The organism is Tsukamurella sp. DT100 (genome assembly GCF_049844855.1).
GTDB lineage: Bacteria > Actinomycetota > Actinomycetes > Mycobacteriales > Mycobacteriaceae > Tsukamurella.
Genome location: NZ_JBNCLV010000001.1, coordinates 697323 through 719781 on the forward strand (window position 1 = coordinate 697323; position 22459 = coordinate 719781).

Annotated in this window: 22 protein-coding genes; 9 read left to right on the forward strand and 13 right to left on the reverse strand. The window is 71.1% G+C overall.

What is annotated here, in order from left to right; genetic code table 11:
- Nucleotides 1-504: an acetolactate synthase small subunit gene (ilvN, locus tag ACLQ3K_RS03410; RefSeq protein ID WP_013127475.1), complete on the reverse strand. Its 504-nt coding sequence runs from the start codon at nucleotides 502-504 to the stop codon at nucleotides 1-3.
- Nucleotides 501-2453, reverse strand: a complete 1953-nt coding sequence (locus ACLQ3K_RS03415; protein WP_425996971.1) for an acetolactate synthase large subunit — start codon at nucleotides 2451-2453, stop codon at nucleotides 501-503. The genes ilvN and ACLQ3K_RS03415 overlap by 4 nt, the downstream gene beginning before the upstream one ends.
- 304 nt (nucleotides 2454-2757) lie before the next feature.
- Between ACLQ3K_RS03415 and ACLQ3K_RS03420 the strand changes: the two genes are divergently transcribed.
- Both ACLQ3K_RS03420 and ilvD read left to right on the forward strand, forming a co-directional pair.
- Nucleotides 2758-3273 carry a PH domain-containing protein gene (locus tag ACLQ3K_RS03420; protein ID WP_425996973.1) on the forward strand — a complete coding sequence of 172 codons (516 nt, stop codon included), beginning with the start codon at nucleotides 2758-2760 and terminating at the stop codon, nucleotides 3271-3273.
- Between the two features lie 85 nt (nucleotides 3274-3358).
- Complete coding sequence (ilvD, locus tag ACLQ3K_RS03425; protein ID WP_425996975.1) at nucleotides 3359-5200, forward strand: dihydroxy-acid dehydratase; 1842 nt, start codon at nucleotides 3359-3361, stop codon at nucleotides 5198-5200.
- Nucleotides 5201-5266: 66 nt separating this feature from the next.
- Here ilvD and ACLQ3K_RS03430 read toward each other — a convergent pair whose 3' ends face one another.
- Nucleotides 5267-6421, reverse strand: coding sequence for a DoxX family protein (locus ACLQ3K_RS03430; RefSeq protein ID WP_425996977.1), 1155 nt, complete (start codon nucleotides 6419-6421; stop codon nucleotides 5267-5269).
- Nucleotides 6422-6431: 10 nt separating this feature from the next.
- On the reverse strand, nucleotides 6432-6716 hold the full coding sequence (locus ACLQ3K_RS03435; protein ID WP_425996979.1) for a hypothetical protein: 285 nt from the start codon (nucleotides 6714-6716) through the stop codon (nucleotides 6432-6434).
- Between ACLQ3K_RS03435 and ACLQ3K_RS03440 the strand changes: the two genes are divergently transcribed.
- Nucleotides 6700-7638: a PQQ-dependent sugar dehydrogenase gene (locus tag ACLQ3K_RS03440; RefSeq protein WP_425996981.1), complete on the forward strand. Its 939-nt coding sequence runs from the start codon at nucleotides 6700-6702 to the stop codon at nucleotides 7636-7638. The two genes, ACLQ3K_RS03435 and ACLQ3K_RS03440, sit on opposite strands and share 17 nt — an antisense overlap.
- Nucleotides 7639-7771: 133 nt before the next feature.
- Nucleotides 7772-8977 (forward strand): diguanylate cyclase, encoded by a 1206-nt coding sequence (locus tag ACLQ3K_RS03445; RefSeq protein ID WP_425996983.1) that lies wholly within the window; start codon nucleotides 7772-7774, stop codon nucleotides 8975-8977.
- Here ACLQ3K_RS03445 and gatB read toward each other — a convergent pair.
- The 5 genes from gatB to ACLQ3K_RS03470 form a co-directional block, all read right to left on the reverse strand.
- Nucleotides 8954-10465 (reverse strand): Asp-tRNA(Asn)/Glu-tRNA(Gln) amidotransferase subunit GatB, encoded by a 1512-nt coding sequence (gatB, locus tag ACLQ3K_RS03450; RefSeq protein ID WP_425996985.1) that lies wholly within the window; start codon nucleotides 10463-10465, stop codon nucleotides 8954-8956. The two genes, ACLQ3K_RS03445 and gatB, sit on opposite strands and share 24 nt — an antisense overlap.
- A gap of 23 nt (nucleotides 10466-10488) precedes the next feature.
- Entirely contained in the window at nucleotides 10489-11727 is a 1239-nt protein-coding gene (locus ACLQ3K_RS03455; RefSeq protein WP_425996987.1) for a hypothetical protein, read from the reverse strand.
- 70 nt (nucleotides 11728-11797) lie between these two features.
- On the reverse strand, nucleotides 11798-12829 hold the full coding sequence (locus tag ACLQ3K_RS03460) for an ATP-dependent 6-phosphofructokinase (protein WP_425997127.1): 1032 nt from the start codon (nucleotides 12827-12829) through the stop codon (nucleotides 11798-11800).
- A gap of 59 nt (nucleotides 12830-12888) precedes the next feature.
- A complete protein-coding gene (locus ACLQ3K_RS03465) occupies nucleotides 12889-13545 on the reverse strand; it encodes a response regulator (RefSeq protein WP_425996989.1) in 657 nt (218 codons plus the stop codon).
- A 9-nt stretch (nucleotides 13546-13554) separates the two neighbouring features.
- Nucleotides 13555-14832 (reverse strand): sensor histidine kinase, encoded by a 1278-nt coding sequence (locus tag ACLQ3K_RS03470; protein ID WP_425996991.1) that lies wholly within the window; start codon nucleotides 14830-14832, stop codon nucleotides 13555-13557.
- 112 nt (nucleotides 14833-14944) lie between these two features.
- On the opposite strand from ACLQ3K_RS03470, the gene ACLQ3K_RS03475 reads away from it, so the two are divergent.
- The 4 genes from ACLQ3K_RS03475 (at nucleotide 14945) to ACLQ3K_RS03490 (ending at nucleotide 17725) form a co-directional block, all read left to right on the forward strand.
- Nucleotides 14945-15508: a hypothetical protein gene (locus ACLQ3K_RS03475; RefSeq protein WP_425996993.1), complete on the forward strand. Its 564-nt coding sequence runs from the start codon at nucleotides 14945-14947 to the stop codon at nucleotides 15506-15508.
- Nucleotides 15505-16701: an alpha/beta-hydrolase family protein gene (locus ACLQ3K_RS03480; RefSeq protein ID WP_425996995.1), complete on the forward strand. Its 1197-nt coding sequence runs from the start codon at nucleotides 15505-15507 to the stop codon at nucleotides 16699-16701. The genes ACLQ3K_RS03475 and ACLQ3K_RS03480 overlap by 4 nt, the downstream gene beginning before the upstream one ends.
- Nucleotides 16702-16735: 34 nt before the next feature.
- Entirely contained in the window at nucleotides 16736-17215 is a 480-nt protein-coding gene (locus tag ACLQ3K_RS03485; RefSeq protein ID WP_425996997.1) for an RrF2 family transcriptional regulator, read from the forward strand.
- 78 nt (nucleotides 17216-17293) lie between these two features.
- On the forward strand, nucleotides 17294-17725 hold the full coding sequence (locus ACLQ3K_RS03490; RefSeq protein WP_425996999.1) for a carboxymuconolactone decarboxylase family protein: 432 nt from the start codon (nucleotides 17294-17296) through the stop codon (nucleotides 17723-17725).
- Nucleotides 17726-17744: 19 nt separating this feature from the next.
- Here the strand turns inward: ACLQ3K_RS03490 and gatA are convergent, their stop codons facing one another.
- From gatA to ACLQ3K_RS03510, 4 genes are all read right to left on the reverse strand, one after another.
- Nucleotides 17745-19241: an Asp-tRNA(Asn)/Glu-tRNA(Gln) amidotransferase subunit GatA gene (gatA, locus tag ACLQ3K_RS03495; protein ID WP_425997001.1), complete on the reverse strand. Its 1497-nt coding sequence runs from the start codon at nucleotides 19239-19241 to the stop codon at nucleotides 17745-17747.
- A complete protein-coding gene (gene gatC / locus ACLQ3K_RS03500) occupies nucleotides 19238-19534 on the reverse strand; it encodes an Asp-tRNA(Asn)/Glu-tRNA(Gln) amidotransferase subunit GatC (protein ID WP_068521571.1) in 297 nt (98 codons plus the stop codon). Before gatC ends, gatA begins: the two co-directional genes overlap by 4 nt.
- A gap of 91 nt (nucleotides 19535-19625) precedes the next feature.
- The gene (locus ACLQ3K_RS03505; RefSeq protein ID WP_425997003.1) at nucleotides 19626-20180 is read right to left on the reverse strand and encodes a dihydrofolate reductase family protein; all 555 of its coding nucleotides are present in this window, start codon (nucleotides 20178-20180) and stop codon (nucleotides 19626-19628) included.
- Nucleotides 20177-21106 carry a helix-turn-helix domain-containing protein gene (locus ACLQ3K_RS03510; protein WP_425997005.1) on the reverse strand — a complete coding sequence of 310 codons (930 nt, stop codon included), beginning with the start codon at nucleotides 21104-21106 and terminating at the stop codon, nucleotides 20177-20179. Before ACLQ3K_RS03510 ends, ACLQ3K_RS03505 begins: the two co-directional genes overlap by 4 nt.
- 129 nt (nucleotides 21107-21235) lie before the next feature.
- Between ACLQ3K_RS03510 and ACLQ3K_RS03515 the strand changes: the two genes are divergently transcribed.
- Nucleotides 21236-22456 carry a PucR family transcriptional regulator gene (locus tag ACLQ3K_RS03515; protein ID WP_425997007.1) on the forward strand — a complete coding sequence of 407 codons (1221 nt, stop codon included), beginning with the start codon at nucleotides 21236-21238 and terminating at the stop codon, nucleotides 22454-22456.
- The last annotated feature ends 3 nt before the right edge of the window (nucleotides 22457-22459 follow it).

Consider the following 22459-nt stretch of genomic DNA (forward strand, 5'->3'; position numbering starts at 1 on the left):
TTAGCGGGTCGCGGTGATCGACTTCGGACCGCGTCCCAGCGCGATGACGCCGGACTGCGCGATCTCACGGATCCCGAAGGGATCCAGGACGGCGAGCAGCGCGTCGAGCTTGTCCGGCGTGCCGGTGGCCTCGATGGTCACCGAGTCGGGCGAGACGTCCACGATCTTGGCACGGAACAGGTCGACGGTGTCGGTGACCTGGCCCCGCGAGGTGGCGTCCGCGCGCACCTTGATGAGCATGAGCTCGCGCGCCACGGAGGTCGTCGAATCCTGTTCGACGATCTTGAGCACGGAGACCAGCTTGTTCAGCTGCTTGGTGACCTGCTCGAGGGGCAGCTCGTCGACCGTGACCACGATCGTCATGCGGCTGACGCCCTTGAGCTCGGTGCCGCCCACCGCGAGCGACTCGATGTTGAAGCCGCGGCGGGAGAACAGCGACGAGACGCGGGCGAGCACGCCCGGGCGGTCCTCGACCAGGACGCTCAGCGTATGCGTGGTGCTCACTTCTGCTCCTCCGAACGCTCCATCGCGGCGTGGATGACGGCCGGCTCGTCGGCCGCGTCGTCCTCGTCGAACAGCGGACGGATGTCCCGCGCCGCCATGATCTCGTCGTTGCTGGTGCCGGCGGCGACCATCGGCCACACCTGGGCGTCGGCGCCCACGATGAAGTCGATGACCACCGGACGGTCGTTGATCTCCCGCGCCTGCGCGATGATCGCGTCGACGTCCTCGGCGCGCTCGCAGCGGAAGGACACGCAGCCCATCGCCTCACCGAGCTTGACGAAGTCCGGGATCCGCATCGAGTGCGTGGACAGGTCGGTGCTGGAGTAGCGCTGGTCGTAGAACAGCGTCTGCCACTGGCGGACCATGCCCAGGTTGCCGTTGTTGATGATGGCGACCTTGATCGGCGCGCCCTCGATCGCGGCGGTGGCGAGCTCCTGATTGGTCATCTGGAAGCAGCCGTCACCGTCGATCGCCCAGACCTCCTTCTCGGGCGCGCCCATCTTGGCGCCGAGGGCCGCGGGGACCGCGTAGCCCATCGTGCCGAGACCGCCCGAGTTCAGCCAGGTGCGCGGCTTCTCGTACTTGACGAACTGCGCGGCCCACATCTGGTGCTGGCCGACGCCCGCGCAGTAGACCGCGTCCGGGCCCGCGGCGACGCCGAGGCGCTCGATCACGTACTCCGGGCTCAGCGCACCGTCGGACGGGGTGTTGTAGGCCAGCGGGTAGGTCGCGCGGATACCGTTCAGGTACTCCCACCACGTGGTGAGGTCCGGGGCGGCGATGGTGGCGCGGTCCTCGGAGATCGCGGCGATGAGCTCGGCGATGACCTCCTTGCAGTCGCCCACGATCGGGACGTCCGCGAACCGGTTCTTGCCGATCTCCGCCGGGTCGATGTCGGCGTGGATGACCTTCGCGTCGGGCGCGAAGGAGTCCAGCTTGCCGGTCACGCGGTCGTCGAACCGCGCGCCCAGGGTCACGAGCAGGTCGGAGCGCTGCAGCGCGGCGACGGCGCCGACGGTGCCGTGCATGCCGGGCATGCCCATGTGCTGCTGGTGGCTGTCGGGGAAGACGCCGCGCGCCATCAGGGTGGTCACGACCGGGATGCCGGTCAGCTCGGCCAGCTTGAGCAACTCGTCCGAGGCCTCGGCCTTGAGCACGCCGCCGCCGACGTAGAGCACGGGCGACTTGGCCGCGGCGATGAGGCGCGCGGCCTCCCGGATCTGCTTGCCGTGCGGCTTGGTGACGGGCCGGTAGCCGGGCAGGTCGATCTGCGGCGGCCACGAGAAGACGGTGTCCTCCTGCAGCACGTCCTTGGGGATGTCGACGAGCACGGCACCGGGGCGGCCGCTCTGGGCCAGGTAGAAGGCCTCGGCGATGACGCGCGGGATGTCGGCCGCGTCGTAGACGAGGAAGTTGTGCTTGGTCACGGGCATCGTGATGCCCGAGATGTCGGCCTCCTGGAAGGCGTCGGTGCCGATCAGCGGGCGGCCGACCTGGCCGGTGATCGCGACGATCGGGACCGAGTCCATCTGCGCGTCGGCCAGGGGCGTGACCAGGTTGGTCGCGCCGGGGCCCGACGTCGCCATGCACACGCCGACCTTGCCGGTGGCCTGGGCGTAGCCGGTGGCGGCGTGGCCGGCGCCCTGCTCGTGGCGCACCAGGACGTGGCGGACCTTCTTGGAGTCGAGGAGCGGGTCGTAGACCGGGAGGATGCAACCGCCGGGAATGCCGAAGACCGTGTCCACACCGATCTCCTCGAGCGACCGGACCACCGACTGCGCGCCGGTGACCCGCTCGGGGGCCACGACACGGGCGCCCTCGAGGGCGCTGTGCGCGACGTCGGCGACGTGCTGCTTCGATGCGGCGGAATGCGGGCCGGGGATGCCGGCGCCGGGCTTGCGGGCCCCGGGCTTCTGCCCCGGGTGGGGCCGGGCTGTAGGTGCGCTCACGACGTGACCTTCTCGTGCTCTAGCGGTGCTCTACTCAATGGACATATCGACGTGCGTACGTCGTCCGAAGACTATCCGGGCAACAAAAAACCCCCGTCAGCGGTAGCTGAGCGAGGGTAGCGCGTCGATGCTGGTGCGAAACGGTGATAACCGGTTCAGGCGTTGACGCGCCGACCGATTACGAGAAGCTGGTTGCTGTGTTTCACACCAGTGAAACTAGGCCCCGGTGTGCATTCGCGTCAAACCAGTGAGCACCGCCGTCTCACAGGATGGGATTCTGCTGCCGCGTGCGACAATGCGTGTTATGAGCGAGAGCCCTGCGAAGCAGCCGAGCACGACGGGCACGACCCGCACCGTGACCACCGACCACACCTCGGACACCTCCGTGCCGATCGAGGCCGGCGACCGGGTCGTCTTCAAGCATCCCCGCATCGCGCTGCTCGGCGTCGCCCTGTTCGCCGTGTGTCTCGCGCCCATCGTCGGCCCCTGGACCGTGGGCCGGTCCATCGACGGCAGCGCCGCCGGCACCGGCGCCGCGATCCTCGGGTGGCTGCTGCTGATCGTCCCGATCCTGCTCGCGCTGTGGATCCTGCGCGTGCGCACCGTCATCGGACCCGACGGCGTGCGCTCCGTGCGGGTCCTCAGTGCCACCACGATCGGCTGGGACGAACTGGCAGGCATTAGAATCGGACGCAACGGTGCGGTGTACGCAGTCCGCACCGACGGTTCCGAGGTGCGACTACCCGCCGTCACCATCAGCCAGCTCCCCCGCGTCGCGGTCGCCTCCGGCGGCCGGATCCCCGACGTCACGGCGGAATAAATCCCGCCGAACAGGCCTTCTCCTGTTCACGGGGAGCATGTCTCCCACCAGCCCGCACGATACGAAGATCCGAGGCGAGAAGCTCATGCCACCGCTCCGCTCACGCACCACCACCGTCGGCCGTAACGCCGCAGGCGCCCGTTCGCTCTGGCGCGCCACCGGCCTCACGGACAGCGATTTCGGCAAGCCGATCGTGGCCATCGCGAACTCCTACACGCAGTTCGTGCCCGGCCACGTGCACCTCAAGGACATGGGCGAGATCGTCGCCGAGTCCGTGCGCGCCGCGGGCGGCGTCGCCCGCGAGTTCCACACCATCGCCGTCGACGACGGCATCGCCATGGGCCACGGCGGCATGCTCTACAGCCTGCCCAGCCGCGAGATCATCGCCGACTCCGTGGAGTACATGGCGAACGCCCACACCGCCGACGCGCTGGTGTGCATCTCCAACTGCGACAAGATCACGCCCGGCATGCTCAACGCCGCGATGCGCCTGAACATCCCCACGGTGTTCGTCTCCGGCGGCCCGATGGAGGCCGGCAAGGCGGTCATCGTCGACGGTGTCGCCAAGGCCCCGACCGACCTCATCACCGCGATCTCGGCGTCCGCGAACGACGCGATCGACGAGGCGGGCCTGAGCGAGGTCGAGCGCTCCGCGTGCCCCACCTGCGGCTCCTGTTCCGGCATGTTCACCGCCAACTCCATGAACTGCCTCACCGAGGCCCTGGGCCTCGCGCTGCCGGGCAACGGTTCGACGCTGGCGACCCACGCCGCCCGCCGCGCGCTCTTCGAGCGGGCGGGCACCGTCGTCGTCGAGGCCGCGCTGCGGTACTACCGCGACGGCGACGAGTCTGTGCTCCCCCGCAACGTCGCCACCCCCGCCGCGTTCCGCAACGCGATGGCGCTCGACGTGGCCATGGGCGGCTCCACCAACACCGTGCTGCACACGCTGGCCGCCGCGCAGGAGGGCGAGGTCGACTTCGACCTCAGCACCATCGACGCGATCAGCCGCAAGGTGCCCTGCCTGTCCAAGGTGTCGCCGAACAGCGACTACCACATGGAGGACGTGCACCGGGCCGGCGGCATCCCCGCCATCCTGGGCGAGCTGCGTCGCGGCGGCCTGCTGGAGACCGACGTGCACACCGTGCACGAGCAGTCCTTCGACAAGTGGCTCGACGACTGGGACATCCGCTCCGGCAAGGCCACCGACGAGGCGCTCGAGCTCTTCCACGCGGCGCCCGGCGGCGTCCGCACCACGCAGCCCTTCTCCACCAAGAACCAGTGGGAGAGCCTCGACACCGACCAGGCGGGCGGCTGCATCCGCGACATCGAGCACGCCTACACCGTGGAGGGCGGGCTCTGCGTGCTGCGCGGGAACATCGCCGTCGACGGTGCCATCCTCAAGACCGCGGGCATCGACGAGGAACTGTTCACCTTCGAGGGCCCGGCCGTGGTGGTCGAGTCCCAGGAGGACGCGGTCTCGAAGATCCTGGGCAAGCAGATCAAGGCCGGCGACGTGGTCGTCATCCGCTACGAGGGTCCCAAGGGCGGGCCGGGCATGCAGGAGATGCTGCACCCCACGTCCTTCCTCAAGGGCCGCGGCCTGGGCAAGGTGTGCGCCCTGATCACCGATGGCCGGTTCTCCGGCGGCACCTCGGGCCTGTCCATCGGCCACATCTCCCCCGAGGCCGCGGCCGGCGGCGCCATCGGCCTGATCGAGGACGGCGACCGGATCCGCATCGACGTGCACACGCGCGCCCTCGAGCTGCTCGTCGACGACGAGGAACTGGCGCGTCGTCGCGCGAAGATGGACGCCTCGGAGCGCCCCTGGCAGCCCAAGGATCGTCAGCGCACCGTCACCACGGCGCTGCGGGCGTACGCGGCCCTGGCCACGTCTGCCGACAAGGGTGCGGTCCGGTACGTGCCGTAAGCACCGTCGCAACGTCGAACGCCCGGCCTCCCCTCAGGGAGTGCCGGGCGTTCGGCGTTCGAGCGGCTATTGCTTGACCAGCGGATTCGCGCCGTTGAGCAGGATCCACACGGTGACCGCCGCGGCGACCGCGACGATCAGCCACACGACCGAGCCGATGTGCGGGCGCCGTGCCCACCCCCGGTTGAAGTCCAGCGAGATCTTGCCCGGGCCGGTGAGGATGATCGCCACCGACGCGAACAGGAGGAGGAGCTCGAACTCGACGCCCTTGTCCTGGGCGAAGAAGACGAAGCCGTTGCCCGCGGTGGTCAGCTTGAACAGGATCGCCGAGAGCATCACGCCCACCGCGCCGGCGGCCGCGATCGGGGTGAGCAGGCCGAGGACCAGCATCGCGCCGCCGCCCAGCTCGACGACGCCGGTCGCGATGGAGATGACCTTGGTGAAGCGCTCGAAGCCGAGCGACGGGTCGTTGCCGTTCTGCAGGTAGGAGGCGAAGCCGTCGATACCGGGGCCGCCCCAGATACCGAAGAGCTTCTGGATGCCGTGCGCGGCGAGGATCACGCCGACCGCCACGCGCAGGACGAGGAGCCCGAGGTCGGTGGTGCCGCGGCGCGCGGCCTTGCGCGCCTCCTCCAGCTCGGCGGGGACGTCGGCGACGGGCTTGCCGAACCGGCGGCCGGGCGGCGGCGCGATCGGCTCGGTGGCCGCGGTGTCCAGCGGGATGCCCTCGGCCTCGGCGCGGGCCTGTGCGGCGCGCTCGCGGCCCCGTCGGCGGTTGTAGCGCTTGCCGAACTCGTCCCGCTCGTCGCTCGAGAGGTCGGCGCGCTCCGTCGCCGCGTCCGGGGTCCCGGACGTGGAGATCGCCGCGGTGGCCGCGTTCGCGGCGGCGATCGCGGCCGCGAGATCGCTGGTGTCCGGCACGGAGGTGGTGGGCTCGTCGGCGCCCGACGGTGCCGGGGTCACCGCCGCGGTGGGCGCACTCGCCGCGGCGGCCGGGGCCTCCGCGGGCTCGGAAGCGGGCGTCGCGCCCACCGGCTCGTCGCGGTAGCGCGGCAGCACCGGCCCGATGCCCGTGTCCGAATCGTCGTGGGGGTCCAGGATGAACCCTCCGGTGGGGTGCTTCTCACCGAACCGGGGCAGCTCGCCCGTCGGCCGGAAGTCGAAAGGGGATTCGCCCGCACCCTCGCTGGTCGCGTTCTCGGTTCCGTCCTTGTCACTCACGGAATCCACCCTAGAGTGCGAACGCGCCGCGGGCCGGGAGCGAACCGCGGCCCGGGGCCGATCGGTAGGGTGGCGGCATGAGTGTGGGGACCGGGCGCGCGCGTTCCGGCGCGCGTCGTGCCGTCGTGGTCGCGACGGCCGCGGCGCTGCTGGCGGGGTGCGCCGACTTCTCCGGCAGCGAGGCCGCGCCCTTCACCGGCCCGCCCACGGGCCAGGTCACCACGAAGCGCCCGACGACGCCGAGCCAGAAGCCGAAGTTCCCCGGACCGTGCGTCGACATGGATCGGGCCGTCACGGCCACGTGCCTCGACACACCGACCACCGTCATTCCCACCGATACGGCTGAACACTCGATCGTGGCCCAGAGGAACGGCCTCATCACGTACACGACGACGGATCAGCCGAGCCGCGAAATGCTCCGCTTGGAGGTGGACACCTCCGGCGACGGCGGCCTCGCATCGATCGCGTTGTCCCCGACGTACGACGAGGACCGACTGATCTTCGCGCTCATCTCGACCCCCACCGACAACCGCGTCGTCCGCGTCGCCCAGGGCGATGTCCCGAAGGTCATTTTCACCGGCATTCCCAAGGGGCGCACAGGCAACATGGGATCACTCCTGTGGACACGTCAAGGGCTGGTGGTGGCGTCCGGCAATGCCGGCGACCCGGCTGCCGCCGCGGATCCGAACTCGCTCGCCGGGAAGGTCTTCCTTCTCGAAGGCCACGGGGCGAGCCAACCCGCTACAGCGCGGGTCCTCGCCAACAATGGCGGCGTCCGCTCCTCACTCTGCCAACAGTGGGGCGATTCCGATGCTCCGCTGTACGTCGCGGATGACAACGGTCGGTCCGGCGACACCCTGCGGGTGGTATACCCGGCGCGTCCGGCTGAAACCGTCTGGACGTGGGCGGACCGCCCGGGGGCTCTGGGCTGCGGAGTCGCCGGCGACTGGGTCGGAGTGTCGCAGCGCGGCGCGGACAACGTGTACTGGGTCAAGATCAAGCCCGGATCTGCGACCGCCGAGCAGGATCCCGTCCGCATGAGCGTCGAACAGGGGCGGACCTTCGGATCGTTCGGCCGGATCGGGGGAGGCTCCGACCCCACGACCGTTCTCGCCGGCACCATCAATAAGTCGGTGGGCGCGCCCTCCCCCACCGACGATCGAGTAGTGCTGCTAACGCCCCCAGATCCCGCTTCGACCAGCGAAGGACCGGACTGACGGCGATCGCCGAACGGCGAGCCGAACGCCACCGACGACTGAGTTCCGTGAGCGCCGCGAACGTCCGGTAACGAAAACCCCTGTTCCGCGATCACCCCTTCGGTATCGGTCGTTCGGTCGGCAGGAGCACTGGGTGAAGACATCGCCGCCCCGCGGGGTGCGCACGGCTGTCGCCGTGCGGGATCTGGCCCGGTGGATCGCGTACGTCCGCGCGACGTGGTGGCGCTCCGGGCCCGACTACGACGACCGGATCGACTACTTCGCCAGTCGAAGCCTGCTCCGCGGCTTCCGCGTGGTCGTCAGTGTGTGCGCCGCGCTGCTCGGATCGATCTCCGCAGCCCTCCTCCTCAACGACCAGACCCGGGAGTTCGCTGCCTTTCCCGCGGCACCGGCGGCCATCCTCGTGACCGGCGCGGTCCTGGGCCTGTACTGGGCCGTCCGCTGGCAGCTCGGCGCAGCGCCGAGCGAGAATGCCGCACTCGCCTTCGTGCTCAGTTCCACGATCTCGATCGCCGCCGTCTCCTGGACCGATGCCGAGACCATGGCGGGCGCGGCCGGGCTCAGCGCCATCGTCCTGGTCGCCGTGTTCACAGCGTTCATGCTCTCGCCCGGGCACTTCGTCGCCCACTCGATCGTGTCCGCCGCGGCGATAGCTCTGTTCGTGCCGCCGATCGTCGCCGAGTACGGCTGGGTGATGGCCGTGGTCAAGGCGGTGATGCTCGCGGTCGTCACCGTCTGGGTGCCCGCCTGCGTGCAGATCGGCATCGCTTTCCTGTCCCAGGACGCCGCCGATTCGGACACCGACCCTCTGACGGGTGCACTGAACCGGCGGGGTTTCGGCCGCGCGAGCCGGCGGCGCGTCGTCGACCACGCGACGGGACGCGGCCCCGTCCCGATCGCCGTCATGCTGATCGATGTGGACGAGTTCAAGGTGGTCAACGACGAGCTCGGTCACGACACCGGCGATGCCGTCCTCGTCCGCGTCGCCGACGTCCTGCGCACGGTGTCCGACGGTGCGGTCGTCGCCCGGATCGGCGGCGACGAGTTCGCCGTCGCGGTAGTGGGCGGGACGGCCCCCGAGCACCGCGCGACGGCGGACCGCTTCCGGCGCGCGATCGAGGCGATACCCGTCACCGGGGGCGCCGTCGTGACCGCGAGCATCGGCGTCGCCACCGCGACGGTGACGGCCCACGACCGCACCGCGGTCGACGTGCTGCTCGCCCGGGCGGACGGGGCGATGTACACGGCGAAGCGCGCGATCGACCGGGGCGTCGTGATCAGCGACGCCGGCGCGATACGGCGAACCGGTTCGACGTCACTCGCAGGCGGCGAGGACTAGCTCCCGGACGCGGGCGGCGTCGGCCTGGCCGCGGGTCGCCTTCATGACATCGCCGACGATCTTGCCGGCGGCCTGGACCTTGCCGGCCTTGATCTTGTCGACGATGTCGGGGTTGGCGGCGAGCGCCTCGTCGACGGCCTTCTGCAGCGCGCCGTCGTCGCGGACCACCTCGAGCCCGCGGGCGGCGACGACCTCGTCGGGCTCGCCCTCCCCGTCCAGCACGCCGACGATGACCTGCTGCGCCAGCTTGCTGGTGAGCTTGCCCTCGTCGACGAGCGCGATCACGCGGGCGACCTGCGCGGGCGAGATCGCCAGCGCCTCCAGCTCGACGTCGCGGGTGTTGGCCTGCTGCGGCAGGAAGCTGCCCCACCACGACCGCGCCGCGTCGGGGGTGGCCCCGGCATCGACGGTGGCGATGATCTTGTCGATGGCGCCGAGGTTGACCAGGTCGCGCATGACCTCGTCGGACAGGCCCCAATCGGACTGGATCCGGGCGCGGCGCAGCCACGGCAGCTCGGGGATCGTCGCCCGCAGTTCCTCGACGAGCTCCGCCGGCGGCGCGACGGGGCCGAGGTCCGGATCCGGGAAGTACCGGTAGTCGTCAGCGGTCTCCTTGGGCCGGCCGGCGGTGGTGGTGCCGTCGCCCTCCTGGAAGTGCCGCGTCTCGAGGACGACCTCGCCGCCGGCGTCGAGCACCGCGGCCTGGCGCCGCATCTCGTAGCGCACGGCCACCTCGACCGAGCGCAGCGAGTTGACGTTCTTGGTCTCGGTGCGGGTGCCGAACTCCGTGGCACCGACGGGCTTGAGCGAGACGTTCGAATCGCAGCGCATGGAGCCCTGGTCCATGCGGACGTCGGAGACGTCGAGCGAGGCGAGCAGGTCGCGCAGCGCGCTCACGTAGGCCCGCGCGATCTCGGGCGCGCGCTCCCCCGCCCCCTCGATGGGGCGCGAGACGATCTCCACCAGCGGCACACCCGCGCGGTTGAAGTCGAGCAGCGAGTGCGAGGCGCCGTGGATCCGGCCGGTCGCGGACCCGATGTGCGTCGACTTGCCGGTGTCCTCCTCCATGTGCGCGCGCTCGATCTCCACGCGCCAGACGGTGCCGTCCTCCAGCGGGACGTCGAGGTGGCCGTCGTACGCGATCGGGTCCTCGTACTGGCTGATCTGGTAGTTCTTCGGCTGGTCCGGGTAGAAGTAGTTCTTCCGCGCGAACACCGAGCTCGGCCGGATCGAGCAGTTCAGGGCCAGGCCGATGCGGATGGCCGAGCGCACCGCCTCGCTGTTGACCACGGGCAGCGCGCCCGGCATGCCGAGGCACGTGGGGCACACCTGGGTGTTCGGCTCCGCGCCGAACTCGGTGCGGCAGCCGCAGAACATCTTGGTGGCCGTGCCGAGCTCGACGTGGACCTCCATGCCCATGACGGGCTCGTAGCGGGCGACGACGTCCGCGTACTCGGGAAGGTCGATATCGGCAAGCTCGGCACTCATGCCCCCAGCCTAATGGGCGCCGGTCAGCGGACCGAGACGGCCACCGCGTCGGCGGTCACAGTGACGGTGCCCGAGACGTAGCCCGAATCGGATCCCCTGAGCGGCGCACCGTCGCGCCCGGTCGCCGTGAAGGTCCACGGACGGTTGTCGCGGAAAGAGACCTCCCCGTCGCGGACGGTGTCGCCGAGGTCGATGTCCTGGACGTTCGGCGCGGTCCAGGTGTAGGTGCCGTTCTCGCCGGAGAAGTCGGACTGCGGGCAACCGGACGGGTACCGGTCCTTCGAGGCGGCGCAGGCGGAGTACTTCGCCGCGATCTGCTCGCGCGCGGAGGTCTTGGCGGCGTCGCTCAGGCCGAAGGCGATGCTGAACGTGCTGCCCACGCTGTAGCGCGACAGGCCGTCGACCGGGGCCTGCCCCTTGTTGTCGCCGACGCTGATCTTCTCCTGCTGCGGCACCAGGTTCTTATTGGCGGAGCCGAGGTCCAGCGCGCCGGGGAAGACGTAGACGACACCCGACGCGGGCAGGGGCTTGCCGAGAATGGTGATGTTCTTCTTGTCCGAGTCATACGACGAGTACGGCTTGAGCTGGACCGCCGCGGTCTGCAGCTTCCACTCGTCGCCGACCTTCTCGAGGTTGAGGTTCTCGTCGTAGGACACCTCGCCGATCGTCACCGTCAGGTGCACCGAGCCCATGAAGCCGTCGGTCTCGCTGACGATCTTCACGTCCTTGATCGGTGCGAGCTCGCGCTGCTTGCGCAGCATCTCGTCGGTGAGCAGCTCGGTGGAGGCGGGACCCTCCTTGCCGTAGCTCAGCGCCTTCTTGGCGTCGCCCGCCTGCAGGGCCGCGAAGTAGGCCTTGACGGTAGCGCCGGGCGAGCCGGTGTCGCCCCCTCCGCCGACGCTCTTGGCGATGGCGATGCCCGCGATCAACACGATCACCAGGGCGATGGCGCCGCCGCCGATGAGGGCGGGGATCAGCCAGGCCGGGCGCGGCTTCTTCGGCGCACCGGGCCCGCCGGGCGCCCCGGGCGCTCCGGGTGCCGGCGGGAACGGGGGCACGCCACCCTGCGGGCCGGGGGCGGGGAAGCCCTGCGCCGCGGGGTACTGGGGGTACGACGGTGCGCCGCCCTGCTGCGGGTACGACGGCGCGCCGCCGATCGGGGTCTCGGGCTGCCAGGTGGGGCGCAACTGGGTCTGCTCGTTCGGGTTCGACGGATCCTGGCCCGGGTAGCCGCCCGGGTTCGAGGGAGGATTCGGATTCATACCGGGGATTCTGTCCCACGCCTCTTAAGGTTCGCTTCAGGGTGGCCAATCCTGTACGCGGTTCGCCGGTTCAGCCGAAGAATTCGGCGGCGTCGTCGTAGCGGTCGCGGGGGACGCGTTTGAGTTGTTTGACTGCTTCGGCGAGGGGGACGAGGCCGATCTGGGTTCCGCGGAGGGAGACCATCTGTCCGGTTTTGCCGGCGTGGGCGGCGTCGGCGGCGTTGACGCCGTAGCGGGTGGCGAGGACCCGGTCGGCGGGGGTGGGGGTGCCGCCGCGTTGGACGTGGCCGAGGACGGTGGTGCGGACTTCTTTGTTGATGCGTTTTTCGATTTCGACGCCGAGTTGGTGGGCGACGCCGGTGAAGCGTTCGTGGCCGAATTCGTCGGTGCCGCCGAGGCGTAGTTCCATGGTGCCGTCGGCGGGTTTGGCGCCTTCGGCGACGACGACGATGAAGCTGGCGTGGCCGCGTTGGAAGCGGCGTTTGATCATGGTGCAGAGTTCTTCGACGTCGAAGGGGACTTCGGGGATGAGGACGGCGTGGGCGCCGGAGGCGAGGCCGGAGTTCAGAGCGATCCAGCCGGCGTGGCGGCCCATGACTTCGACGATCATGACGCGTTGGTGTGATTCGGCGGTGGAGTGGAGGCGGTCGATGGCGTCGGTGGCGATGGTGAGGGCGGTGTCGAAGCCGAAGGTGACGTCGGTGCAGTCGATGTCGTTGTCGATGGTCTTCGGGACCCCGACGACGGGGACACCTTCGTCGGCGAGCCAGGAGGCGGCGGTGAGGGTGCCTTCGCCGCCGATGGGGATGAGGACGTCGATGCCGTTGTCGTCGAGGGTGGCCTTGATGCGGTCGAGGCCGGCTTTGAGGACGTCGGGGTGGGTGCGGGCGGTGCCGAGCATCGTGCCGCCCTTGGTGAGCAGGCGGTCGTTGCGGTCGTCGTTGGACAGGTGGATCCGGCGGTCCTCGAGGAGGCCGCGCCAGCCGTCCTGGAATCCGACGACGGCGGATCCGTAGCGGGAGTCGCTGGTGCGGACCACCGCGCGGATCACCGCGTTCAGGCCCGGGCAGTCACCACCACCGGTCAACACTCCGATGCGCAGGCTCATGGCGTCGATCTTGCCGCCTGGGCGCGCGCCCGTCCCGACAACCAGCGAGGAGTTCACCCGGGCGTGACGACACCGGTCTCGTAGGCGTAGACCACGGCCTGCGCCCGGTCGCGCAGGCCGAGCTTCTGCAGGACCTTGCTGACGTGCGTCTTCACGGTCTGGTCGGAGACGAACAGGGCCGCGGCGATCTCGGCGTTGGACCGCCCGGCGGCGACGGCCTCGAGCACCTCGCGCTCGCGGGGCGTGAGCGTCGCGAGTTCCGGCGGCGCGGTTCGACGGTGCGCCCGGGCCGCGGTGACCTCGGCGATCATGCGCCGGGTGACCGACGGGGCGAGCAGCGACTGGCCCTCGTGCACCACTCGGACGGCGCGGACGAGTTCCTCCGCAGGCGCGTCCTTGAGCATGAAGCCGGACGCCCCGACGCGCAGCGCCTCGTAGACGTAGTCGTCGATGTCGAAGGTGGTGAGCATGAGCACCCGCACGCCGTCGTGGCGGCGCAGGATCTCGGCGGCCGCCTGCAGTCCGTTCATCTCGGGCATGCGGACGTCCATGAGCACCACGTCGGGCAGCAGTCGCGCGACCTCCGCCACCGCGGCCTTCCCGTCGGGGGCGTCCCCGAGCACGGAGATGTCCGGCTGCGCGCCCAGCAGGGCGCCGAAGCCCTGCCGGACCATGGCCTGATCGTCGGCGATGAACACGGTGATGGGCACGCGCCCAGCCTAGGCGGTGGCGCCGTCGGGGCAGGCGGGGAACGAGGCGCGCACCGCGAACCCGCCGCCCGCCGTCGGCGTGGCCGACAGGGAGCCACCGACGGTGCGGGCCCGCTCGGTCATGCCGGGGATGCCCTGGCCCAGGCCCGGTCCCCCGAGATCGGCGTCGGAGGTGCGCGGGCCGTTCTCGATGCTCAGGTTGAGCGTGCCGGCGTCGAGCGTCAGCGCGACGGTGATCGCGGCGCCCTGCGCGTGCCGGGTGGCGTTGGCGATCGACTCCTGCACGATGCGGTAGGCGACGAGGGCCGTGCTCTCGCCGATCGCCGACGGATCGGGCAGCGGCAGGTATTCGACCACGACCCCGGCCGCGCGGGCACCGTCGATGAGCTCGTCGACCCCGCCGAGGCCGGGCGCCGGAGCGAGATCGGCGGAGGCGTCGTCGAGCCGCAGCACGCCGAGCAGCGCACGGACCTCGTTGAGCGCCTCGCGGGCGGAGACGGCGATCCCGTCGAACTCGGCGCGGGCGCGCTCGGAGACGTCGGGCACGCGGTACTGCGCGGTCTGGGCCTGCACGACCACGAGCGACATCCGGTGCGCGACGATGTCGTGCAGGTCGCGGGCGATGCGGGTGCGCTCCTCGAGGATGGCGCGGCGGCCGCGCTCGAGCTCACTGACCTCGGTCTGCTCCTCCAGCTGCGAGCGGGACTGCAGGGCCAGGCGCAGCAACAGGCTCACGGCCAGGGCGACGCCGAGCCCCGCGACCCAGCCGCCGCCCGTTCCGGGAATCGCGTTGACCCAGAACAACAGCGACGAGGCCACCCACACCGCGATGGCGTCGAGCGGCTTCGCCCGCAGGAAGACCATGACAGTGGAGACGAGCATGGCGATGATGAGCGAGACCTGCCAGTTCCACTCCCAGTCGTTCTTCGGCGTGAACCAGAAGAACAGCGGGAAGACCGCGGCCGTGGCGGCGATGATCGCCCAGGCAGCGCGCGGGTGCGCCCACACCAGGGCCAGCGGCAGCACCGACAGCCCACTGATGATGGGCAGGAAGATCGCGGGGACGTTGAACTGCTCGTTCAACGTGGGCCAGGCGACCGCCCACATGATGAGCGCGATCACCAGGAACAGCCAGTTGATCTTGCGCCGCAGGAAGTTCCCCAGCGGAGTGTCGTGCAGGGAGCCGTTCGGGTCCGCGATGTGCAGCGCGCTCTGCTGATCCAGGTACCGGCCGGCGCGCACCGTGGCGCGTCCGACCCGCTCGATCCTCTTCGTCGTCGTTCTCATGGAAGACAACGCTAGGGGCACCGCGCGCTCGGCGTCCTCATACTTCCGGGTGATATCGGACCCCTCGCGCAGCCGATCCGCGCGTCCGTTCGGCGTTCCTAGCGTCGCTGTCATGAACCGCCGCATGCTCGCCGCCGCAGCCGTCCTCGCCGTCCCCCTCTCGTTCGGGATCTCCCTCCCCGCCGCCGCAGGTGACACCGCCGAGCGCGAGGACGCCGCGACCGCCGTCGCCGTCCGCGCGATCACCGATCCCGCGCTGGACCCCGCCGACCAAGTACGCACCGTTCCCCGCACGCTGGGATACGCGGCGGCCGTCGGGCCGGGATACGCGGTGAACCCGCACGGCGACTGCTCGTCGGTGGTCCGCCTGCCGGCCGACTTCGACGCGCCGTGCAAGGGGCACGACCTGGGCTACGACCTGCTACGGCACGCCGACGCCGCCGGGCGGCCCCTGGACGGCTGGGCGCGTCGCCTGATCGATGACGCCTTCGCCGACCGGCTCGCCGCCGCGTGCGCGGCACGCCCCGTCGCGCAGCGCCGCCACTGCACCGAGGTCGCCGGGCTGACGGTGATGGCGGTGCGGGCCAATACCTGGCGCCAGCACGACGGTCCGCCGCGCGCCGAGTCCGCGGGCGAGCTCGTCACCAGTTGGCTCACGGGCGGGGAACGGCTGTGATCGCGCCGCCGCGCATCCGAGGCGGGGTGCTCACGGGCTACGCGGTCGGGGTGGCGTGCGCGCTGTTCCCGAACCAGTTGCCGCGCATCGTCGTCGTGCAACTCGTGGTGTGCCTGGTGTTCGGCGCGATCGGGGCATCGGTCGGGTGGGCGGTCGTCCGCCGGCGTGCGGTGTCCGACGGTGGCGTCCGCGTCGCGCTGTACCTCGGGTCGGCGGCGCTGGTCGGATGGGTGCTGTGGCAGAACCACCTCAGGGCTGCCGCCGGCGCGGATCCCGTGGGGCCGATGGCCTTCGCCGCGCTCGCGGTCGCGGTGGCGGCCGCGCCGGTGGCGGTCGCTGCGCTGTGGCCCGTCCGGGCGCGGGCCGCCGCGGGAGCCCTTGCGGCGGTCGCGGTCGTCGCCGGGATCGCCTGGCCCGCGACGGCGACGTCCGCGGAGACCGCGTCGTACGCGGAACGCTTCGCCGGCATCTCGTCGTCGTCGCCGGGGGTGCGGGCGTACGCCTCGCTCGCCGACGGCGCCTCCCCCGCCGCCCGGGCCGCAGTGGCGGTGGACCGGCTCATCGCCGCCGGCGGCCTCGCCCGACGGGCCGTGGTGATCGCGGTGCCGACCGGGTCCGGCTGGGTGGACCCGCATTTCGTGCGCGGCGTCGAGGAGTCGCTGCACGGCGACAGCGCGATCCTGGCGGTGCAGTACACGGAGATGCCGAGCTGGCAGTCCTTCGTCCTGCACCGCGACGCCGCCGCCGCGAGCACGGCCGCGCTGATCGACGAGCTGCACCGGCGGGCACCGTCGACACCGGTCCGGGTGTACGGGCAGAGCCTCGGGACCGTGGGCGTCCTCGCCGCGCAGCGGCGAGCGGCGGAGCTCCGCGCCCCGATCGCGGCGACACTCCAGGTGGGCACGCCCGCCGGCGTCGCGGTCACAGGTCCCGCACAACTCAACGCCTCCGATCCGGTGGGCATCTGGTCTTCGCGACTGCTCGTGACTCCCCCGGCTCGGGGCCCTTCCGGATCCGGCCGCGCCACGCCGCGCCCGCCGTGGCTACCGGTGATCTCCTTCGTTCAGGCCACCGTCGACCTGCTGGGCGCCACCGCCCCGCCGCCCGGGCTGGGGCACCGCTACGACGAGCGGCAGGGATCGGAGCTGGTCGCGGACCTCGTCGCGCCGGAAGGCTTGCCCACCGCAGCTTAACCGGATATCTTGTGTCCAGGTTAAGGAGGCCGGCATGCGGATGAGCGAAGGCGTCGAGTGGGCGGCGCACGCGTGCGTGCTGCTGCACTGGCTCGACGAGGGCGGCATCACCCCCGTCCCGGCCTCGCGACTCGCCGAATCCTACGACCTGCCCGCCGCCTACCTCGGCAAGCAGCTGCAGGCCCTGGCGCGCAACGGAATCACCGAATCCCTCCCCGGCCGTCGGGGCGGGATCCGGCTGGCCCGCCCCGCGTCCGAGATCACCCTGATGGACGTCGTCGCGGCCATCGAGGGGGGCACGTCGGCCTTCGCATGCACCGAGATCCGGCAGCGCGGCATGAACGAGGGCAGGCCGCGCAGCGAGTTCGCGCAACCGTGCGGCATCGCTCACGCCATGCGCGGCGCCGAGCTGGCATGGCGGCGCGAGCTCGCCGCGACCTCCATCGCCGACCTGTCGGACGCAACACCGCGGCGGGTCGCCGACGCGGCCCGCCGCCACTTCGGCGGCGCCTGAAGCCTCTTCGCAACCGCCCCGAGACCCCAGGCCCAAAACCTGGACATGCAATATCCATTCATTGAGAGGAATCCGCCCATGAGCCGCACCCCTGGAGCCACGTCGTCGCCCGAGACTTACAAGGCGCTGGTCGCGCTGGACGGCCGGCTGGCGAAGTCGCTCGGCAAGGTCCTGTACGACATCGTCAAGCTGCGCGCCTCGCAGATCAACGGCTGCGCCTACTGCGTCGACATGCACGCGAGCGATCTCGAGCGGCTGGGCACGCCGACCCGCACCATCTACGGCGTCGCCGCGTGGGAGGAGAGCCCCTTCTTCGACGAGACGCAGCGCGTGGCGCTGGCCTTCGTGGAGCGCCTCACCGGCGGCATCGACGCGGTCGACGACGCCCTGTGGGACGAGGCAGGCCGCCTCCTCGGCGAGGAGCGCCGCACCGACCTGCTCGTCGCCGTCGGCACCATCAACACCTGGAACATGCTGGGCATCACCACCCACCTCCACCCGGCCTCGTAGTCGACCGGGTGACCGAACGTCAGGCGACGGGGCCGCGGGCGGCCTCGTACGCGGCGCCGACCTTGTACAGCCGGTCGTCCGCCTGCGCGGGCGCCAGGATCTGCAGGCCGACGGGGAGACCGTCGTCCGTCGACAGACCCGAGGGCACCGACATGCCGCAGTGACCGGCGAGGTTCGTCGGCAGCGTGAACAGGTCGAACAGGTACATCGCCAGCGGATCGCCGACCTTCTCCCCCAGTTTGAACGCCGTGGTGGGGGTGGTGGGCGAGACGATGACGTCCACCTGCTCGTAGGCCTTCGCGAAGTCCGCGGCGAGCAGGGTGCGGACCTTCTGCGCGCTGCCGTAGTAGGCGTCGTAGTAGCCCGAGCTCAGCGCGTAGGTGCCGATCATGATGCGCCGCTTGACCTCCGCGCCGAAGCCGGCCTCACGGGTGAGCGCCATGACCTCCTCCGCGGAGTGCGTGCCGTCATCGCCCGACCGGAGGCCGTAGCGCATGGCGTCGAACCGGGCGAGGTTCGACGAGACCTCCGACGGGAGGATCAGGTAGTACGCGGCCAGCGAGTACTGGAGCGTGGGCAGCGAGACCTCGACGGTCTCGGCGCCCAGGTCCCGCAGCTGCTGCACGGCCTTCTCGAAGGACGCCTGGACGCCGGCCTCGGTGCCGTCGGCGCCGAACTCCTTGACCAGGCCCACCCGGACGCCCGTGAGGTCGCCGGAGGCGCCCGCGCGGGCGGCGGCCACGACGTCGGGCACCGGGGCGTCGAGAGACGTCGAGTCGCGCGGATCGTGCCCGGCGATCACCTCGTGCAGGAGCGCGGTGTCGAGGACGGTGCGCGCGCAGGGCCCGCCCTGGTCCAGCGACGAGGCGCAGGCCACCAGGCCGTACCGGCTGACGGCGCCGTACGTCGGGCGCACGCCGACCGTGGCCGTCAGCGACGCGGGCTGGCGGATGGACCCGCCGGTGTCCGTGCCGATGGCGAGCGGCGCCTCGTGGGAGGCGAGCGCCGCGGCGCTGCCGCCGCCGGAGCCGCCCGGAGTGCGGTCGGCCGCCCACGGGTTGCGGGTGACGCCGTACGCCGAGTTCTCCGTCGACGAGCCCATGGCGAACTCATCCATGTTGGTCTTGCCGAGGATCGGGATGCCCGCGGCACGGAGCTTCGCGGTGACGGTCGCGTCGTACGGCGCGGTCCAGCCCTCGAGGATCTTCGAGCCGCAGGTGGTGGGCGCATCGGTCGTGGTGAAGACGTCCTTGAGCGCCAGCGGCACGCCGGCGAGCGCGGACGCGGGCCACTCTCCGCTGGCGCGGGCCTCGTCGACGGCGCGGGCGGCCGCGAGGGCCTCCTCGCCGGACACGTGCAGGAAGGCGCCCAGCTCGCCGTCGACCTCGGCGATCCGGTCGAGGTGGGCCTGGGTGACCTCGACGGAGCTCAGGTCGCCCGAAGCGATCTTCGCGGCCAGGTCGGCGGCGTTCGCGCCGGTGATCTCGTTCGATGCACGCAGATCGGTCACGGTCACTCCTCCCCCAGGATGCGCGGCACGGCGAACCGGTCGCCCTCGCGGTTCGGGGCGCCCGAGAGCGCCTCCTCCGGGGTCAGGCTCCCGACGGGGCTGTCCGCCCGGTTCACGTTCACGTTGCCCTCCGGCAGGGTGAGCGGCGCGACGTCCGCGTCGCCGACCTCCGTCACCACCTTGACGTGCTCGAGGATCGAATCGAGCTGCGTGGCGAAGACGTCGAGCTCTTCGTCGGTGACGGCGAGGCGCGACAGGCGCGCCAGGTGGGCGACCTCGTCCCGGGAGATGGCAGACATACCCTAGATCCTAGGCGGCGCGGATCGCCGGCCGCACACGGCGGTCACGGCACCGTCACGACGTGGCCGCGAGCGCCCGGCCCCGCGCCGGTCACGACGCCCGGCCCCTCGCGCCCACCACGCGGTAGCGGCCGCAGAGGAAGGCCTTGTTGCGCGCCCACTCGACCAACTCGAAGTCGAAGGCACGCGGGAACAACGGCCGCCCCGACCCGACGGTGGCGGGCGCGTAGCTGATGACCACCTCGTCGAGCATTCCCGCCTCGGCGAACTGCGCCGCCAGGTCGCCACCGCCCACCACCCACACACCCTTCTCCCCCGCGGCCTCCTCGATCGTCGCGCGGAGCTCGGCCGGGGTGCCCGCGACGAAGCGCACGCCGGGATGGATCCGGGCCGGCTCCCGGTGGGTGAACACGAACACCGGGTAGTCGGCGTAGTACCACGGTTCGTCGCCGGCCTCGACGCGATCGACCACCCACTGGTAGGTGGTGTAGCCCATCACGATCGCGCCCACGCCCGCCATGTACTCCTCGATGTTCATCGGCCCGCCGTCGTCGATCGGCTGACTGAGCAACCAGTCCAGGCTGTCGTTCTCGTCGGCGAGGAAGCCGTCGAGGGTGGACGCGGTGTAGTACGAGTAGGCGGTCATGCGAGTCCTCCGGTGATGCGTCGGTGCCAGATGATGGGGTCGGGGTCCAGTGCAGGGGTGTCGACGGCGACGCCGGCGCCGGCCAGCATCCAGCGCGCCAGCAGTCGACGGTGCGCCGAGAAGGTCAACTCGTGCACCACGATCTGCGAGAGCAGGAAGGACTCGGGCGGGTCGCAGAGCGCGTCGATCACCCGGTCGCCCCATGCGCCGCGGCGCTCGATGTCGCGGATCAGGCCGAGCCACCGCGGTGAGAGCCGCTCGTGATAGGCGCGAAGGACATCGGGCGCGTCGTCGGGGTCACGCTGGGGCTCCGGGTCGCCTGCGACCGTCGCGAGCCACGGCTCGGTGCTGTGCACGAGGTGCCACATCACCTGCGCGAGGGACTCGTCCGGTCCGTCCCAGTGCCGCGGTATCGATCCGGGGAGCCGTACCTTCCTGTACGCCTCGAGCGAGAGTCCCGCGACCGCCTCCAGGAGCGCGCCGATGTCGGCGGCGTCGTGCTGCACCTGCAGCGCGAGCACGTCACCCGTCGATTCCTCGTGCCCGTCCTCGACGTACAGCACCGTCGGAGAATGGAAGTGCAGGCCGTTGGGCGAGGGCAGCCAGTGCCCGACGGTGGCCGGGAGCTGCGAGGGCGAATGCCCGTAGGCGCGGGCGAAGGCCCGGATGAACCCCTCGACGGACTCGTACCCCGCGCCGAAGGCGGCGTCGGTCACCGTCGATCCGCGCTGCAACTGCCAGGCTGCGCGCTCGAGCAGGACGCGTCGCCGCAGCGCGACGGGCGACTCGCCGGCTCCGGCTCGCACCTGGCGGGCGAAGTGATGCAGCGAGCTGTGCGCAGCTACGGCCATGGCGTCGAGATCGTCGTGCGGGTCGGCGAGGACGGCCTCGAGGAGTCGGCGCAGGGGGTCGGCGGGTTCGGACATGGATCCAGTATCGACCGTGCGGGTCGGCCGCCGCTTGACCGTTCTTGCTCGGTCTGCGCAGGACGTGGGGCCGGTCGTTCAGGGATGATTCGTTGCAGTGCGCTCCACCCGCGGCGCTATAGTCCGACAGTGGAATCGTCGTGGCCGCGCGTGGACGGGCGCACCGCTGCCCTGATGCGGGAAGTCGCGGAACACCTCCTGCTCTCCACCGATGCGGCCGTGGAGGAGCTGACGGCGGTCGCGCAGCAGTCGGCGGACTACCGAACCCTGATCGAGGATCCGCAGCTGGCCGCCGCCGACCGGCAGATGAACCGGGCCAACATGCTGCACTGGCTGATGTCCAACGTCCAGTCCCCCGGCACTCGGGTACCGCCGAACCTCGCCCCGGAGATCCTCCAGTTCGCCCGCGACGTGGTGCGCCGCGGCCTCGACATGCACGACCTCGGCTCGTGGCGGGGCGCGCAGCACGGCGCCTGGGAGGCGTGGGTCGACGAGTGCTTCGGAGCCACCGACGATCTCGGCGAGTTGCGCGAGCTCATGAAGGTGTCCGAGCGGTCGATGTCGACCTTCATCGACGATTCGATCGCGGCGCTCGACGCCTACGTGGAACAGGAGCGTGCGGAACTCGCTCGCGGCGCCAGTGCCGAGCGGCACGCGACCGTTCAGCTGCTCCTCGAGGGTGCACCGATAGGTCGCGCGCGGGCCGAGGCCCAGCTGGGGTACTCGCTGACCGGCAGTCATGTGGCGGCGATCATCTGGAGCGAGCCGGCCGAGACGGCCGCGGAACTCGACGCGGCCGCCGAGACGGTCATGCGCGTCTGCAGCGCGGGGCGGCGGCTCACGTTGAACGCGAGCGCCTCCGCCCTGTGGGTCTGGATGCCGGCGGAGACGGTACCCGAGGCGGACGCGGTGCGGATCGCGCTCGCCGACCGGCCCGGGATCCGGGTGGCCTTCGGCAGACCGGGAACCGACATCGAGGGGTTCCGCCGGACCCATGTCGATGCCGCTGCCGCACAACGCGTGCTCGCGAGGGTCGGTTCCGCCCGAGCCGTGGTGCGCTACGAGGACGTGGCGCTGGTCTCCGTACTCACCGCCGACATGACGCAGGCGGACAAGTTCGTGACCGACACCCTCGGCGACTTCGCCGCCGCCGATGCGGTGCTGCGGGAGACCGTGCTCACCTACGTCCAGGAGCGGTTCAACGCCTCGGCCACGGCGGAGCGCCTGTACACGCACCGCAACACGGTCGAACGGCGCCTCTCCCGCGCCGGTCAGCTGCTGCCCGCACCGCTGGCCGACAACGCCACCTCCATCGTCGCCGCGCTCATGCTGGTGCAGTTGCGCGACTGAGGT

Coding starts and splice junctions, on each gene's coding strand:
- ACLQ3K_RS03470 (WP_425996991.1), bottom strand. CDS start 14,832: ATGAGAACGACGACGAAGAGGATCGAGCGGGTCGGACGCGCCACGGTG.
- ACLQ3K_RS03505 (WP_425997003.1), bottom strand. CDS start 20,180: ATGACCGCCTACTCGTACTACACCGCGTCCACCCTCGACGGCTTCCTC.
- ACLQ3K_RS03455 (WP_425996987.1), bottom strand. CDS start 11,727: ATGAATCCGAATCCTCCCTCGAACCCGGGCGGCTACCCGGGCCAGGAT.
- ACLQ3K_RS03485 (WP_425996997.1), top strand. CDS start 16,736: ATGCGGATGAGCGAAGGCGTCGAGTGGGCGGCGCACGCGTGCGTGCTG.
- ilvD (WP_425996975.1), top strand. CDS start 3,359: ATGCCACCGCTCCGCTCACGCACCACCACCGTCGGCCGTAACGCCGCA.
- ACLQ3K_RS03475 (WP_425996993.1), top strand. CDS start 14,945: ATGAACCGCCGCATGCTCGCCGCCGCAGCCGTCCTCGCCGTCCCCCTC.
- ACLQ3K_RS03510 (WP_425997005.1), bottom strand. CDS start 21,106: ATGTCCGAACCCGCCGACCCCCTGCGCCGACTCCTCGAGGCCGTCCTC.
- gatB (WP_425996985.1), bottom strand. CDS start 10,465: ATGAGTGCCGAGCTTGCCGATATCGACCTTCCCGAGTACGCGGACGTC.
- ACLQ3K_RS03440 (WP_425996981.1), top strand. CDS start 6,700: ATGGATCGGGCCGTCACGGCCACGTGCCTCGACACACCGACCACCGTC.
- ACLQ3K_RS03490 (WP_425996999.1), top strand. CDS start 17,294: ATGAGCCGCACCCCTGGAGCCACGTCGTCGCCCGAGACTTACAAGGCG.
- gatC (WP_068521571.1), bottom strand. CDS start 19,534: ATGTCTGCCATCTCCCGGGACGAGGTCGCCCACCTGGCGCGCCTGTCG.
- ACLQ3K_RS03420 (WP_425996973.1), top strand. CDS start 2,758: ATGAGCGAGAGCCCTGCGAAGCAGCCGAGCACGACGGGCACGACCCGC.